The organism is Oceanicola sp. 22II-s10i (assembly GCF_002210105.1).
Lineage (GTDB): Bacteria > Pseudomonadota > Alphaproteobacteria > Rhodobacterales > Rhodobacteraceae > Pseudooceanicola.
Window position 1 is genome coordinate 1 of record NZ_AQQU01000029.1, and the last position, 14,345, is coordinate 14,345.

Below are 14,345 nucleotides of genomic sequence, written 5' to 3' on the forward strand. Positions count from 1 at the left end.
AGATCATCCGGCTCCAGGCGAAGGGCGCGATGCAGTTTGACCGCACGTTCCAGCGTTTCAGGTCGAGCGCGACCGATTTCGAGAAGGCCGCAATGCCCAGCTTTGCCGCCGCGTAATTCGCCTGCGCCAGATTGCCGATCAGCCCCGAGGTCGAGGTCATGTGCACCAGAGAACCGCCCTCTTGTCCGCGGAAATAGTCGGCGGCCGCGCGGCTGGTATTGAAGGCACCATAAAGATGGACCTTCACCACCGCGTCGAAATCCTCATAGGTCATCTTGTGGAAGTAACCGTCGCGCAGAATGCCGGCGTTGTTTACCACCGCGTCGATGCGACCGAATTCCTTGACCCCGGCTTCGATCATCGCGCGCGCGGCATCGGGATCGGTGACAGAGCCGCCATCGGCAATGGCATCGCCCCCAGCGGCCCTGATCTCTTCGACGACTTTCTGCGCCGCAGTTTCTGTCTGACCGGTGCCTTTCAGGGATGCGCCCAGATCATTGACCACCACGGCGGCGCCTTCGGTAGCTGCCATCAAGGCGATATCACGCCCGATCCCACCGCCGGCCCCGGTGACCAGAACGACCTTTCCGTCAAGTGCTGTCTTTACTGACATTCCGTTTCCTCTCTTTCGTCAACTGTTGTGGGTCCCGAGCGCGGACGCCCGAAAACGATGTGTTCGATCCGGGCGGCGACATCGGCAAGCGTTTGACCGACCTTTGCCAGACCGTCATCCGAATGCTGTCCGGCAATTGTGATGCTGCTCATCGCGAGGCGGGGAACCTGGGTCGCGTCACATGCCAGTGCGGCAACCATGTCCAGCCCCCGGAACAGATGGCCGCGATCCTGCGCCGACCCGCTGTCGCGCGCCGCGATCACATCCTGCCAGTAGCTTTCAAAACCCGGGGCGCCCTGCCAGCGAATCGTGTCATAGCCACGGCGCGCCGCAGCCTTGTCCAGCCCCAGCGCGGCGGCATAGCAACGCCCGGTGGCACCTGCGAAAACCGGCAAACGGCTGTTTGGCGCGATCACGACCTGCACGGTGCCGGGCGCCACGAAACGGTCGGTCAGAACGATGCGGTCGTCCTGGGTGATTTGCCACAGGGCGATCATCACGCCGTGATCATGGGCAATCGCGCTGAGCGCCGGGCGAATGAGATCGCCGGGGCTGGACCCGATCAGCGGGATGGCAAATTCCAGCAAACCCATTGCAACGCCATAGGTTTTTTCATCCGCGTCAAAGGTGATCAGCCCCTCTTGGTGCAGCGTGCGCAAAATCTTGAACACCGACGAAACGCTCAGCCCGGATTGCCGGGCGATCTCTGTTGCCCCCTGCGGGCGGCCGCTGGCCGCGATCAGGCGCAGAATCCGTGTGGCGTTTTGCACGGCTGGGACAAATTGGGTGTTCTGCTCGTCGACCATTGTATTTCCTATATGGAATGATATTTACTATACGAAAAGGCATTGCTATAGCAAGCCTGATTTCGTGATGAAAAGGGGGAAATGACATGGCTGCGGGCGTGGATTCGGATGTCTTTGAACAATTGTTGGTGGCGGTGGACAGGTTCGCGCGCGAAAGACTGATTCCGGCCGAAAAGCGGGTCGAGGAAGAGGACGATATTCCCGAGGACATCGTCTCGGAGATGAAGGACATGGGGCTGTTCGGCCTTTCGACCCCCGAGGAATACGGCGGCATCGGCATCAACGTCCCCCAGGAGGCCCGGTTGATCGAGGCGCTGTGCTATGCCTCGCTTAGCTTTCGGTCCCGGATCGGCACCAATGTCGGCATCGGATCGCAGGGTATCGTGATGGACGGCACACCCGAGCAAAAACAAAGCTGGCTGCCGGCGGTTGCCAGTGGCGATGTCATCGCCTCTTTTGCGCTGACCGAACCCGACAACGGATCGGATGCGGCCGGCATTCGCACCGCGGCGCGGCGTGACGGGTCGGATTTCGTGATCAACGGCACCAAGCGCTATATCACCAATGCGGTGCGCGCAGGTGTGTTCACCGTTTTCGCGCGCACCGATCCCGACAAGCCGGGCGCCGACGGGGTTTCGGCCTTTATCGTTCCGGCCGACACGCCGGGCATCACCGTTGCCAAACCCGACAAGAAGCTGGGGCAGAAGGGCACCAAGACCTCGGATGTGATTTTCGAGGATGTGCGCGTTCCCGAAACCGCGATCATCGGCGGGCCGGATCGGATCAATCAGGGGTTCCGGACGGCCATGAAGGTGCTGGACCGGGGCCGCATTCATGTCGGCACAATGGCCGTGGGGCAGGGGCAGCGGATGCTGGACATTGCCACCGATTATGCGCTGGAACGCAAACAATTCGGCAAACCCATCGGCGAACACCAGTTGGTTCAGGGCCTGTTGGCGGATTGTCAGGCCGATTTGCAGGCGGCGCGGGCGCTGGTCAGGGCCACCGCCGATACCTTTGATCGGGAAGGCAAGGCGATTCTGGAAGCGTCCTGCACGAAATATTTCTGCACCGAGGCCGCGGGCCGTATCGCCGACAGGGCGCTGCAGATCCACGGCGGGGCAGGATATATGGCCGAATATGACATCGAACGGCTCTATCGCGACATCCGGCTTTTGCGGATCTACGAAGGCACCAGCCAGATACAACAGTTGGTGATCGCGCGCCGCACCCTGGCGGACCGGATGGGCTGACCGGCAATCGCCACGATATGAATTGAGGACCAGTTATGAATACGCTTGATCAAATCTCCAATCTGATATCGCCCGGATCCGTTGCCGTGATCGGTGCCTCGGACGACCCGCTGCGGATCGGCGGGCGCCCGATCGCCGCCATGCTGAAGGCGGGTTACCGGGGGCGTATTCTGCCGGTCAACCCCAAGCGGGACGCAGTTCAGGGGTTGCCCTGCTTTGCCAGCGTCGCCGATCTGCCCGAAACGCCGGATGCCGCATTGATCGCGGTTCCGGCAAAACTGGTGCCCCGGACATTGGCCGATCTGGGGGCCAAAGGGTGCCGGGCGGCAACCCTGTTTTCGTCAGGCTTCGCCGAAACCGGCGCCGAAGGCGAAGCCGCGCAACGCGAACTGGTCGCCCTTGCGCGCAAACACGGGATCCGCCTGCTCGGGCCGAACACATTGGGGGTCTATAACGCGGAAATCGGGTATTTCGGTACGTTTTCCTCATCGCTCGATCTGGGCTTTCCCCGCCCCGGCACGATCGGCATCGCCAGCCAGTCCGGCGCGTTCGGTGCCCATCTGAGCGCCCTGGCGCGCCAGCAGGGGTTGGGTTCGTCGGTATTGATCACCACCGGAAACGAGGCCGACATCACGGTGTCGGACGCCATTTCCTGGATGGTTCAGAGCGACAGGACCAACGTGATCTGCGCCTATATGGAGGCGATAAACGACGCCGACGCGCTGTTGGCCGCGCTGGATGCGGCGCGCAGGGCGGGCAAGCCGGTGATCCTGCTCAAGGCGGGACGATCCGCCGTGGGGGCCCGCGCGGCGGCATCGCATACCGCCTCGCTGACCGGAAACGCGGTGGTGGCCGATGCGGTCCTGTCCCGGCACGGCGCGATCCTGGTGCAGGATTCCGAAGCGATGATGGACATAGCCTATGTCGCCTCCAGGGGCGTCTTCCCCTCGACACGCTCGCTTGGGGTTGTCACGGTCAGCGGGGGCGCGGGGATCGTGGCCAGCGACGCGGCCGAAGGTCTGGGCCTGCCCATGCCCCCCATGCCCGATGCGGTCCAGAAACGCCTGAAGGATATATTGCCATATGCGTCGCCGGTGAACCCGCTTGACTGCACGGCGCAGGCTCTGAACGATCCTTCGTTGTTCGAGAAATTCACCAGTGTCGCCCTGGAAGAAGGCGGTTATGGCGCGGCGCTGTGTTTTCTGACCTATGTGGCCGGAGGACCGGCAATGTCCGAGGTGATCCTCAAGGCGATGGCGCCGCTGCGCCGGGACCATCCCGACCGGATCATCGCCGTGTGCGCCCTGGGCGACCCCGAGATCCTGCGCCGGTATGACGATGCCGGCATTCTGGTGTTCAACGATCCCTGCCGCGCGGTCCGCGCGATTGATACCGTGTTGCGCTATTCCGAGGCAGGGACAGCCCCGACCAAGGTGCCTCTTCCGCAGGCCGGGCCGGTGGCCCTGCCGGACAGCAGCCCCGACGAAGCACGGGCCAAAGACATCCTGCAGGCCTGGGGTATCGCCGCCGCGCCGGAATACGCCGCCGCCGATGCCGATGAGGCCGTGAAGGCCGCCGAACGGTTCGGCTATCCGGTGGTGATGAAAATCCTGTCGCCCGACATCGTGCATAAATCCGACATCGGCGCGGTCCGGCTGGACATTGCCGATGCCGATGCCGTTCGCGCGGCCCATGGCGCGATTCTGGCCGCGGCGGCGCGGCACGCGCCCGACGCCGAGGTGACCGGCGTGCTGGTGGCGAAACAACTGTCGGGCGGGGTCGAATGCCTGATGGGTATCAACCGCGATGCGACCTTCGGGCCGGTGGCCGTTTTCGGCCTGGGGGGCATTTTCGTCGAGCTTCTGAACGATGTCGCGGTACGGGCCTGCCCCTTTGGCCCGGATGAGGCGCGCGAGATGATCCTGTCCATTCGCGGTTCGGCGATCCTGCAGGGGCTGCGCGGCCAGGCCCCGACCGACATCGACGCCCTGGCCGGGATGCTGTCGCGGCTTTCGGTCTTTGCCGCCGGGGCCGGAGAGCGGCTGATTTCGATCGACCTCAATCCGGTTCTGGCCATGCCAGAGGGGCAGGGGGCCTATGCGCTGGACGCGGTGATCGAACTGGAACCGGTCGGGCATGGCGGTGACACCACCTGACAGCGGTGCCTAAAGGCGCGTCCCGGGCCATTGGCCCGTGGCGACCATATCGTGAATCTCGTCGGTCAGGAAATCGGCGAACCGGCGGTGCAGTTGCGATACCGGCACCAGACCCGGCGTCATCAGAACCAGCGTCCGGTCCAGTTCCGGGTCTTCGATGGCGCGCGTCACCAATCGGCCAGCCTCCATTTGTGGTATCACGCTGACCTTGGGCAGGATCGTGCAGCCACGGCCACGTTCCACCAGACCCAGCATGGCTTCGAGAATGTCGATCTCGTAGACGACATTCAGCGCCACCCCCTCGGCCTGCGCGGCCGCATTGATTTTCGACCGCAACCCATGACCCGTATTCGGCAGGATCAGCGGCAGTGACAGCGCCTTGCCAAGGGCGATCGGCTTTTCGTCCACCGGGGCGGCGGAAGGCGGCTGAACCAGAAACAGCTTTTCCCGCAGCATCGGGCGGGTATCGACCAGGGTCGATTTCTGTTCGCCGTATGCAACGCCAAGATCAATCTTGCCCCGCGCAAGCCAGTCCTCAATATGCCCGCTGAACCCGGCGGAAACCTGAAGCTTGAGCGCGTGATGCGCCTGCATCGTGCGCTCGATCAGATGCGTGGCCAGGATATTGGACACGGTCGGAGGCAGTCCAAGCCGGACCGTCCCGACAAGCGGCGCCTGTTCCTGCGAAAACGCCCCGGTCAGGTGCTGAACGTCCTCCAGGATGGATTTGGCCCGGCGCGCGAATTCAAGCCCATCCTCGGTCGGGGACACGCCGCGGCCATGCCTGAGCAAAAGCGGAACCTTCAACTCATCCTCCAGCGCCCTGATCTGCCGGCTTAGCGCCGGTTGGGCCACAGCCAGCCGTTCAGCGGCTGCCGTAAAGCTGCGCTGTTCGACAATCTGTAGGAAGTAGCGAAGTTGGCGAAGGTTCATCCATGCCGTTCCGGTATGGCAGATATAAAAGTTGAGTATTTCTGGTATATGACATCGTCTGTTAGCATTCAACGATTGGGTTTGCACATTTCAGGGCCGGTCCCTGGCGGGGCGCTCCGTTGCTTGGATCAGCAAGTCGGTCGTAACCGCTGACGGCCATCATCATGCGGCACCCCGATGAGAAGATAGGAGGGGAACGATGATCGGGAGGGGCTTTAGTTGAATGCATTGGTGCCACCAGATCAGATAACCGACTGGATTCCGGGCCGGCGGACCGTGGACAGCACCTCGCGCGGCTGGCAGGGGCTTGAATTCATCGGGTACAAATATGCCTCGCAGGATGTCGAGATCCCCGAGATGCGCGATTACATGATCGTCGTCTACCGGGGTCAGGCCGCCCGGATGGGGCGTTCCGATGGCGGGAAATGGCAGGAAGAGACCGTTGAAGCGGGTGTGGTTTCCCTGTTGTCGCGGGCCGAGAAATCACGATGGGCCTGGAACGCGCCAATTGACGTTCAGCACATCTATCTGTCCCATGAGTCCATCAGCGGGGTCGCCTGCGAGATCTATGACCGCCCCCTGGAAGACATCGAAATCCACGATCATGTGCGGCGCGAGGACAATGTCTTTCCGCGAATCGCGGAGGCGCTGACCAGCGAGTTGACCACGAATTCGGCGGGCGCGAATCTGCTGGCGGGTACGCTCAGAACCCAAAGCTGCATCCATCTGTTGCGCAACTACGCCAATATCCGGTTCCGCGAGGTGCCGTCTTCGGGCGGGTTCGGCGCGACGGAACGCCGGCTTCTTGACGAATATATCCGCAACCATCTGTCACGGAAAATCGCGCTGGACGACATGGCGGCTGTTGTCGGGCTAAGCAGTTTTCATTTCCTGCGCAAATTCAAGGAAAGCTATGGGCAAACGCCCCATCACCATGTGACCGCCGAACGGATCTGCCGCGCCAAGAGTTTATTGAACAGTTCGAACATGCCGATTGCATGGATCTCGGACGAGACCGGGTTTTCGGATCAAAGCCATTTCACCAGGGTCTTTCGCGAAACTGTCGGCGTTACGCCCGCGAAGTTCCGCCGCGGCTGAGGTTTCCCGCGGCTTTGTTGCACAAATCCAATGACGGGCAGATTTCCCCTTTCCCCGGACGGACTTATCCTACGGGCTCTGTGACGGGAATGCCGAGAGCAGTGTAGCGGTTGAGCACGGCGATGCGGATTTGGATTTCCGCGACCTGCCGGTCGAAGTCCCGGGCCATCACGGATTGGCCAAGCAGTTTCATGCAGTGCATCTTGCTCTCGACGCAGCTTCGGCAGTGGTATCCGGTCAGTTTTCGCCACAACGCACGGCCCAGGTATCGTGAGGCCCGCACTGCCTCGTTCCGGGCGATGGCACCGGCGCTCGTGGGCTTCCAGGGTTTGGCATTCTTGCGGGGCGGGATCACGGCATCGGCGTGTCGGGCAGCAATCGCCTCGTGGCACTTGCGGGTGTCGTAGGCGCCATCCGCGGTGACCGACCCAATCTCTTGATTGGGTGGAATTTGTTCGAGCAATTCGGGCAACATGGGCGCATCGCCGATGTTACTGCCGGTGATTTCGACAGCCCGGACCTCCAGTGTTTCCGCATCAATCCCGAGGTGGATCTTACGCCAGATGCGCCGCTTCGGGCCGCCATGCTTGCGCGCGTTCCACTCGCCTTCGCCCTCCGACTTGATGCCAGTGCTGTCGATGAGAAGGTTCAGCGGTCCCGTAGAGCCGCGATACGGCAGGCGCACGTTCAACGTCTTCTGGCGGCGGCTCAGTGTGCTGAAACCCGGCACCGTCCAGTCCAGTCCGACCAGACGCAGGAGACTTTCCACGAACCCGGTCGTTTGCCGCAACGGAAGACCAAATAGAACTTTCAGGGTCAGGCAGGTCTGGATCGCCGCGTCACTAAAGCTCTGCTGTCGGCCGCGCCTGCCGCTTGGCGGGGGTGTCCAGGTCATCTCGGGATCAAACCAGATCGTCAGTGATCCGCGCTGCTTCAGCGCGCTATTGTAAGCGGACCAGTTCGTGGTCTTGTACCTTGTTGGTGCCGAGCTGCTCATGACTTCCAGCTATCACACTGGATTCACGACATGAATCCCCTCACGCCATTTATGCAACAAAGCCGTTTCCCGCCAATCGCGCACCATGGCGGGCGAAACCGCGGCAGCAATATCCAACCAAAGAAAAGCAGCATCGTCCAATACCGGCCAATTTTTTTCGACTAGCGTTCGTTTGTCCGGCGCATCGGTGCGGTGCCTGGACGGCGCTTTTGTTGGGGGGCAGCAAGCAATAGGCGGACAAGCCAATCCGGGAGGACGGATCGCTTCGGACCCTCAATACCGTGGATGAGGCCGCGCAACCCGAACCGGGTGCGTGGGCCTGAACTAAAATTCTTAGGAGGAGAAATGACCATGGCATCAAACGAGTCCGACTATCTGAGGGCGCTCTACCAGGATTGGAGCGACCGCATGACCGCCAATCCGGAGATGACGGTTCCGGATCTGCGCGCCCTGTTCGACGAATGGGAAAAACCGACAATGGAGCCCGAAGGCGTCACTTATAAATCCGACACCCTGGGAGGTGTGGATGGGGTCTGGGCCTATCCGGCCGGATGCGACCAAAGCAAGGTCATGGCATATACCCATGGCGGCGGCTTTGCGGTCGGATCATCGTCCAGCCACCGCAAGATGGCGGGTCATCTGGCCAAGGCCTTGGGGGTTTCGGCCTTCATTCTGGATTATCGCCGTGCCCCCGAACACCCGTACCCAGCCCAGATCGAAGACGCGGTTTCGGTTTATCAGGCGCTGGTCGACAACGGGATCAAGCCCGGAAACATCCTGACCGCCGGCGATTCCGCGGGTGGCAACTTGGCTGTGGCGACGGTCCTGAAGCTGCGCGATCTGGGGCTGACCCTGCCCGGCGCGGTCATTGCCTTTTCGCCCTGGCTGGACATGGAACTTTCTGGCGGCACGCTGTCCTCGAACGAGGCGACCGACGCGCTGGTATCGCGACCCGTCCTGGAAGGGATGCGCGGCATGTTCCTGGGCGAAGGCGGCGATCCGGCGGATCCGCTGGCAAACCCGCTGAAAAACGATTTCGCGGGCTATCCGCCGCTTTACATCAATGCCGGCGAGGTCGAAACCCTGCGGGACGATGCGACCCGCCTGGCCGACAAAACCAAGGCGGCAGGCGTCAACACGACCTTGTCGGTGGTGGATGGGATGCAGCACGTGTTCCCGTTCCTGGCCGGACGCGCCCCCGAGGCCGACGCGGAAATCGCCCGGATCGGAGCCTGGTACAAGGCTCTCTGACATCGCCTGAACCCATCGCCCTTTCCGGCAAGGGGCCGGAAGGGGTGCATCTAATGCGGACGCCAATGGCGGCCCCGCACCCTTTTGGGAGGACATCATGACACATACCAACACCCATGGCGGCGATGTCGACGCCATCGTAATCGGGGCCGGTTTTGGCGGTCTCTATCAGGTCAAGAAACTGCGCGACGATCTGGGCCTCAAGGTCCAGGCCTATGACGACGCCCCCGGCGTGGGCGGCACCTGGCACTGGAACCGTTATCCCGGCGCCCTGTCGGACACGCCCAGCCATGTCTATCGCTATGCCTTTGACAAGGAACTGCTGCAGGAAAGCACCTGGGAAACCACCTATCTCACACAGCCCGAAATCCTGACCTATCTGAACCGGTTCGCCGACAAATACGACCTGCGGCGCAGCTTTCAGTTCGACACCAGGGTCACGGCGGCGCATTTCGACGAAGCCACCAATCTGTGGACCGTGACAACCAACAAGGGCGACACGGTAAAGGCCAAATATATTGTCTGCGGGCTTGGCCTGCTGTCGGCGATCAATACGCCCGACATCAAGGGCATCGGCAATTTCAAGGGCGAGCTGATCCATACCGGCCAGTGGCCAGAAGGTGTGGACCTGAAAGGCAAGCGTATCGGCGTCATCGGCACCGGATCGACCGGTCAGCAGGTGATCACCGCAACCGCCCCGCTGGCCGAGCATCTGACGGTGTTCCAACGGACGCCCCAATATAACGTGCCCGTAGGCAACCGCCCGCAATCGCCTGAAGAGATCACCGAGATCAAAAAGAACTATGACGCGATCTGGGATCAGGTGTTCAGTTCCGGTGTCGCCTTCGGTTTTGAGGAATCCACGATCCCCGCGATGTCGGTGTCCGAAGAGGAACGCGACCGGATCTTCCAGGAGGCCTGGGACGAGGGCGGCGGGTTCCGTTTCATGTTCGCCACCTTCTGCGACATTGCCACGGATGAAGCCGCCAACAAGGCGGCGCAGAAATTCATCACCACGAAGATCAAGCAGATCGTGAAGGATCCCAAGACCGCCGAATTGCTGACGCCGACAGATCTTTATGCCAAGCGGCCTCTGTGCGGGCACAATTACTTCGAGGTCTACAACCGCGACAACGTTTCGCTGATCAACGTCAAGCGCAACCCGATCGAAGAAATTACCGAGACCGGTATCCGGCTTGCCGATGGAACTGAATGCGAACTGGATATCCTGATCCTCGCGACCGGGTTTGATGCGGTTGAAGGCAACTATATGAAGATCGACTTCCGTGGACGCGGCGGCGTAACTCTGGCGGACCGCTGGAAGGACGGGCCGGACGGCTATCTGGGAGTTTCCGAAACCGGTTTCCCGAACTTCTTTATGATCCTCGGCCCAAACGGACCGTTTACCAATCTGCCGCCATCGATCGAAACCCAGGTCGAATGGATCTCGGACGCGATCAAATATATCGAAGACAACGACATCGCGGCCTTCGATCCCAAACCCTCGGCCGAGGAGGAATGGTTGGAAACCTGCCGCACAATCGCCGGCATGACGTTGTTCCCCAAGGCGGAATCCTGGATTTTCGGCGCCAATGTTCCCGGCAAGAAGAACGCGGTGCGGTTCTATCTGGGCGGTCTGGTCAACTATCGTGCCGTGCTGAAAGAGGTGGCCGATTCCGGCTATGCCTCTTTCGAACAGACTCCCATGCCCGTGGCGGCAGAGTAACATCATTTCCCGGTTTCCGCCGTCCTGTCTGGCGGCGGAAACCATTTATCAACTGAACCCAGGGAGGAAAGAATGGGACGAGTATCTGGAAAAGTCGCGATCGTCACCGGCGGCGCGATGGGCATGGGCAAGGCCCATAGTGAAACACTGGCCGCCGAAGGCGCCACCGTCTTTGTCACCGACATCGACGAAACGGCGGGCAATGCCGTGGTTGAAGGCATCCGCGCCTCTGGCGGCAAGGCCGAATTCATCAAGCATGACGCCGCCAGCGAAGCCGCCTGGAACGCGGTGGCCGCAACGGTCAAGGAAAAAGCCGGCCGTCTGGACGTGCTGGTCAACAACGCCGGCATCCTGATCCTGAAACCGGCGCATGAAACCGAACCGGATGAATGGGACAAGGTGTTCAACGTCAACGTAAAGGGTGTCTACCTGGGCATTCGCGCCTGTGTGCCTCTGATGAAGGACAGCGGCGGCGGGTCCATCGTGAATATCTCGTCGATCTACGGGATCGTCGGTGCGCCGATGGCCGGGGCCTATATCGCCAGCAAGGGCGCCGTGCGGCTGATGACGAAATCCTGTGCGGTCGATCTAATTGAGCATGGCATTCGCGTCAACTCCATCCACCCCGGCGTTATCGACACCCCGATGACCAAGGATCTGCTGCACAGCGATACCGAAACCCGCACCGCGATCATGGGGGCGACCCTGTTCGACCGGCCCTGCAAACCCGAAGAGGTGTCGCAGGCGGTTCTGTTCCTGGCCTCTGACGATGCGTCCTTCGTGCATGGCTCCGAACTTGTCGTGGACGGCGGATATACCTGCAACTGACGCTCTGCGTTCGAACGGTTGTGGCGGGCAGGGGGGCATCCCTGTTCGCCGCGCTGTCCGCGCATGCCAACGTTCGCGGAACCCAGCATCGACACATAATCCGAGGATCTCATGACACCGCATCATCCCGAATACGGGCAGCCCGCGCTTTTCGTCGATGGCGAATGGATTACCACGACGCCGAAAATGGGCGAAGTGAACAACCCGGCGACAGGCGAAAGACTGGCCGATTTCCCGATGGCTGAACCCGCCCATATCGAACGCACGCTGAATGCGGCAGAGGCCGCCTTTCCGATCTGGTCGGGCATGTCCCTGTTGGACCGCAGCGCCATATTGCACAAGGCCGCTGCCGAACTGCGCAAAGACGCCGAAACCGCCGCTCGCCACATGACGCTGGAACTGGGCAAGCCCCTGGCCGAAAGCCGGTTGGAGATCGAAAACTGTGCCGCCCTGCTTGAATGGAGCGCGGATGCGGCGGCAGAGCTGAAGGATCGCTCCTTGGGCGCAATGCCGGGATACGTGGCACGGACCATGCGCACGGAGCCGATCGGACCGATTGCTGCGATTGCGCCCTGGAATTTTCCTGCCTCGCTTGCGGCGCGCAAGATGGCGTCGGCGCTTGCGGTTGGGTGCCCGGTGGTGGTCAAGCCCGCCGAAGAAACCCCGATGTGCTTTCAGGCCGTCGCCAAGGCACTGGAGAAAGCGGGTCTGCCGCGCGGCACGCTCAATGTCCTGATCGGCGATCCGGGCCGGATCAGCGCGGCTTTGATTGCTTCGCCCGTAATCCGAAAGATCGCCTTTACTGGATCGACCCGGGTGGGCAAGATCCTTGGCGCGCAGGCCGGGGCCGAGGCCAAGCCATGTGTTCTGGAACTGGGCGGTCACGCCCCGGTAGTCGTATTCGACGACGCCGATCTGGACCGCGCGCTTGATCTTTCCGTCGCGACAAAGGCCCGCAACGCCGGGCAGGTCTGCATATCGCCGACGCGTTTTCTGGTGCAGGACGGGATCTGCGACGCCTTCGCCACCGGCTTTGCTAAGAAGTTTTCAATCCTGACCGTCGGTGACGGCATGGAGCCTGACACCCAGATGGGTCCGCTGATGAGCCCGGCCCGGATCGAGGCGGTGGATGCGTTGGTACAGGACGCCATCGCTCAGGGCGCACGGGTTCTGACCGGGGGAATGCGGTTGAACCGGCCCGGCAATTTTTACGCCCCCACGGTGCTGGCCGATGTCCCGCCCGAGGCGCGCATCATGCAAGAAGAACCCTTTGGCCCGGTGGCGATCGTCAACAGGTTCGCCGATTTCGACGACGCGGTGTCAAAGGCGAACAGCACTGATTTCGCCCTTGGTGCCTATGCCTTTACCGGTTCGCAGGATCGTGCCGACCGGATATCGGCGGCGCTGGATGCGGGCATGGTTGGCATTAACGGGTTTGGCTTAGTGTTTCTTGACTCCTCTCTCGGCGGGCGGCGCCAGTCGGGATATGGCCGCGAAGGCGGGATCGAGGGTCTGGAGTCCTTCCTGACCAACAAATTCGTAGCGCAAGCTGAAATCTAAGGAGTTGTCACAATGAAATGCGAATCCCTGACCGAATTCGGTAAGCCGCTTGTCTCCCAACATCGCCCCGACCCCGAAGTGAGCGGCAGCGAAGTGCTGTTGCGGGTGACCGCGAACGGCGTTTGCCACAGCGACCTGCATATCCGCGAAGGCTGTTACAATCTGGGCCACGGCCAGACGCTCAGCTTTGGCGATCGTGGCATGAAACTGCCGCTGGTGATGGGGCACGAACCGGTTGGCCGGGTCATCGCGGTCGGGCCGGATGCGGGCGAGCTGAAGCGTGACAAGGATTTCGTCGTCTATCCATGGCAGGGATGCGGCGAATGCCACCAATGCAAGGCGGGGCTCGAAAACTATTGTGCGGCCCCCCGGTATCTGGGCATGTTCGCCGATGGCGGCTATGCGGATCGGATCAAGATTCCGCACCCGCGCTATCTGTTCGACATCGGCGACATCAGCCCCGAACTGGCGGCGCCGCTGGCCTGTTCCGGGCTCACGACATTCTCGGCGCTGAAAAAGGTCGAAGACACGATCAAGGCCGCTCCGGTGATGATCATCGGGGCCGGGGGGCTGGGTCTTATGGCGATTGGCCTGGTGAAAGCTATGGGCGGGTTGCCGCCCGTTGTCGTGGATATCGATCCGGCTAAGCGCGACGCGGCGCTGAAGGCGGGCGCGGGCGCGGCAATTGACGGTGCCGCCGAGGATGCGGTTGCCCAGGTCCAGGCGGCCACGGGCGGTCCGGCGCTGGCTGTTGTCGATCTGGTGGGCGCCGAGCCCACCGCCAGCCTTGCCTTCGACGCGGTCGGCAAGGGCGGCAAGATCGTCATCGTCGGCCTGTTCGGCGGCGCGGCGCCCTGGGCGTTGCCATTGATCCCGGTGAAAGCCCTGACAATCCTGGGCAGCTATGTCGGATCCCTGTCCGAATTCGCCGAACTGATGGAGCTTGCCAGGGCCGGAAAGGTCGCTGTTCTGCCGACCGAAACGGTCGATCTAGAAGAGGCCGAGAATACTCTGAATCGTCTCGAAGAGGGCGAAATAGTAGGACGGGCGATTTTGACGCCATAACACGGACGGAGTGCTCTTCACGGGCGACCACGTTATGAGTTGGAACAGTTCGATCGTCA

At 61.8% G+C, this 14,345-nt stretch carries 12 protein-coding genes; 8 read left to right on the forward strand and 4 right to left on the reverse strand.

The window, feature by feature from the left end; genetic code table 11:
* On the reverse strand, positions 1-613 hold a 613-nt coding region (locus ATO6_RS24545; RefSeq protein WP_088626545.1), incomplete at its 3' end, for an SDR family NAD(P)-dependent oxidoreductase.
* Complete coding sequence (locus ATO6_RS24550) at positions 604-1,419, reverse strand: IclR family transcriptional regulator (protein WP_088626546.1); 816 nt, start codon at positions 1,417-1,419, stop codon at positions 604-606. The genes ATO6_RS24550 and ATO6_RS24545, both read right to left, overlap by 10 nt.
* A gap of 86 nt (positions 1,420-1,505) precedes the next feature.
* Between ATO6_RS24550 and ATO6_RS24555 the strand changes: the two genes are divergently transcribed.
* Both ATO6_RS24555 and ATO6_RS24560 read left to right on the forward strand, forming a co-directional pair.
* On the forward strand, positions 1,506-2,672 hold the full coding sequence (locus ATO6_RS24555) for an acyl-CoA dehydrogenase family protein (RefSeq protein WP_088626547.1): 1,167 nt from the start codon (positions 1,506-1,508) through the stop codon (positions 2,670-2,672).
* 35 nt (positions 2,673-2,707) lie between these two features.
* Complete coding sequence (locus ATO6_RS24560; protein ID WP_088626548.1) at positions 2,708-4,828, forward strand: acetate--CoA ligase family protein; 2,121 nt, start codon at positions 2,708-2,710, stop codon at positions 4,826-4,828.
* 9 nt (positions 4,829-4,837) lie between these two features.
* Here ATO6_RS24560 and ATO6_RS24565 read toward each other — a convergent pair whose 3' ends face one another.
* On the reverse strand, positions 4,838-5,848 hold the full coding sequence (locus tag ATO6_RS24565) for a LysR family transcriptional regulator (protein WP_141102081.1): 1,011 nt from the start codon (positions 5,846-5,848) through the stop codon (positions 4,838-4,840).
* A 132-nt stretch (positions 5,849-5,980) separates the two neighbouring features.
* Here ATO6_RS24565 and ATO6_RS24570 point away from each other — a divergent pair, with 132 nt between their 5' ends.
* The gene (locus ATO6_RS24570) at positions 5,981-6,859 is read left to right on the forward strand and encodes a helix-turn-helix domain-containing protein (RefSeq protein ID WP_141102082.1); all 879 of its coding nucleotides are present in this window, start codon (positions 5,981-5,983) and stop codon (positions 6,857-6,859) included.
* A 64-nt stretch (positions 6,860-6,923) separates the two neighbouring features.
* Here ATO6_RS24570 and ATO6_RS24575 read toward each other — a convergent pair whose 3' ends face one another.
* Complete coding sequence (locus tag ATO6_RS24575) at positions 6,924-7,856, reverse strand: IS5 family transposase (RefSeq protein ID WP_088626551.1); 933 nt, start codon at positions 7,854-7,856, stop codon at positions 6,924-6,926.
* Between the two features lie 285 nt (positions 7,857-8,141).
* Here ATO6_RS24575 and ATO6_RS24580 point away from each other — a divergent pair, with 285 nt between their 5' ends.
* The 5 genes from ATO6_RS24580 to ATO6_RS24600 all read left to right on the forward strand — a co-directional run bounded on the left by ATO6_RS24580 (position 8,142) and on the right by ATO6_RS24600 (position 14,286).
* Positions 8,142-9,107, forward strand: a complete 966-nt coding sequence (locus ATO6_RS24580; protein WP_254919280.1) for an alpha/beta hydrolase — start codon at positions 8,142-8,144, stop codon at positions 9,105-9,107.
* 97 nt (positions 9,108-9,204) lie between these two features.
* Positions 9,205-10,833 carry an NAD(P)/FAD-dependent oxidoreductase gene (locus ATO6_RS24585; protein ID WP_088626552.1) on the forward strand — a complete coding sequence of 543 codons (1,629 nt, stop codon included), beginning with the start codon at positions 9,205-9,207 and terminating at the stop codon, positions 10,831-10,833.
* Positions 10,834-10,905: 72 nt separating this feature from the next.
* The gene (locus ATO6_RS24590) at positions 10,906-11,661 is read left to right on the forward strand and encodes an SDR family NAD(P)-dependent oxidoreductase (RefSeq protein ID WP_088626553.1); all 756 of its coding nucleotides are present in this window, start codon (positions 10,906-10,908) and stop codon (positions 11,659-11,661) included.
* 111 nt (positions 11,662-11,772) lie between these two features.
* On the forward strand, positions 11,773-13,221 hold the full coding sequence (locus ATO6_RS24595) for an NAD-dependent succinate-semialdehyde dehydrogenase (protein WP_088626554.1): 1,449 nt from the start codon (positions 11,773-11,775) through the stop codon (positions 13,219-13,221).
* A gap of 12 nt (positions 13,222-13,233) precedes the next feature.
* On the forward strand, positions 13,234-14,286 hold the full coding sequence (locus ATO6_RS24600) for an alcohol dehydrogenase (RefSeq protein ID WP_088626555.1): 1,053 nt from the start codon (positions 13,234-13,236) through the stop codon (positions 14,284-14,286).
* The last annotated feature ends 59 nt before the right edge of the window (positions 14,287-14,345 follow it).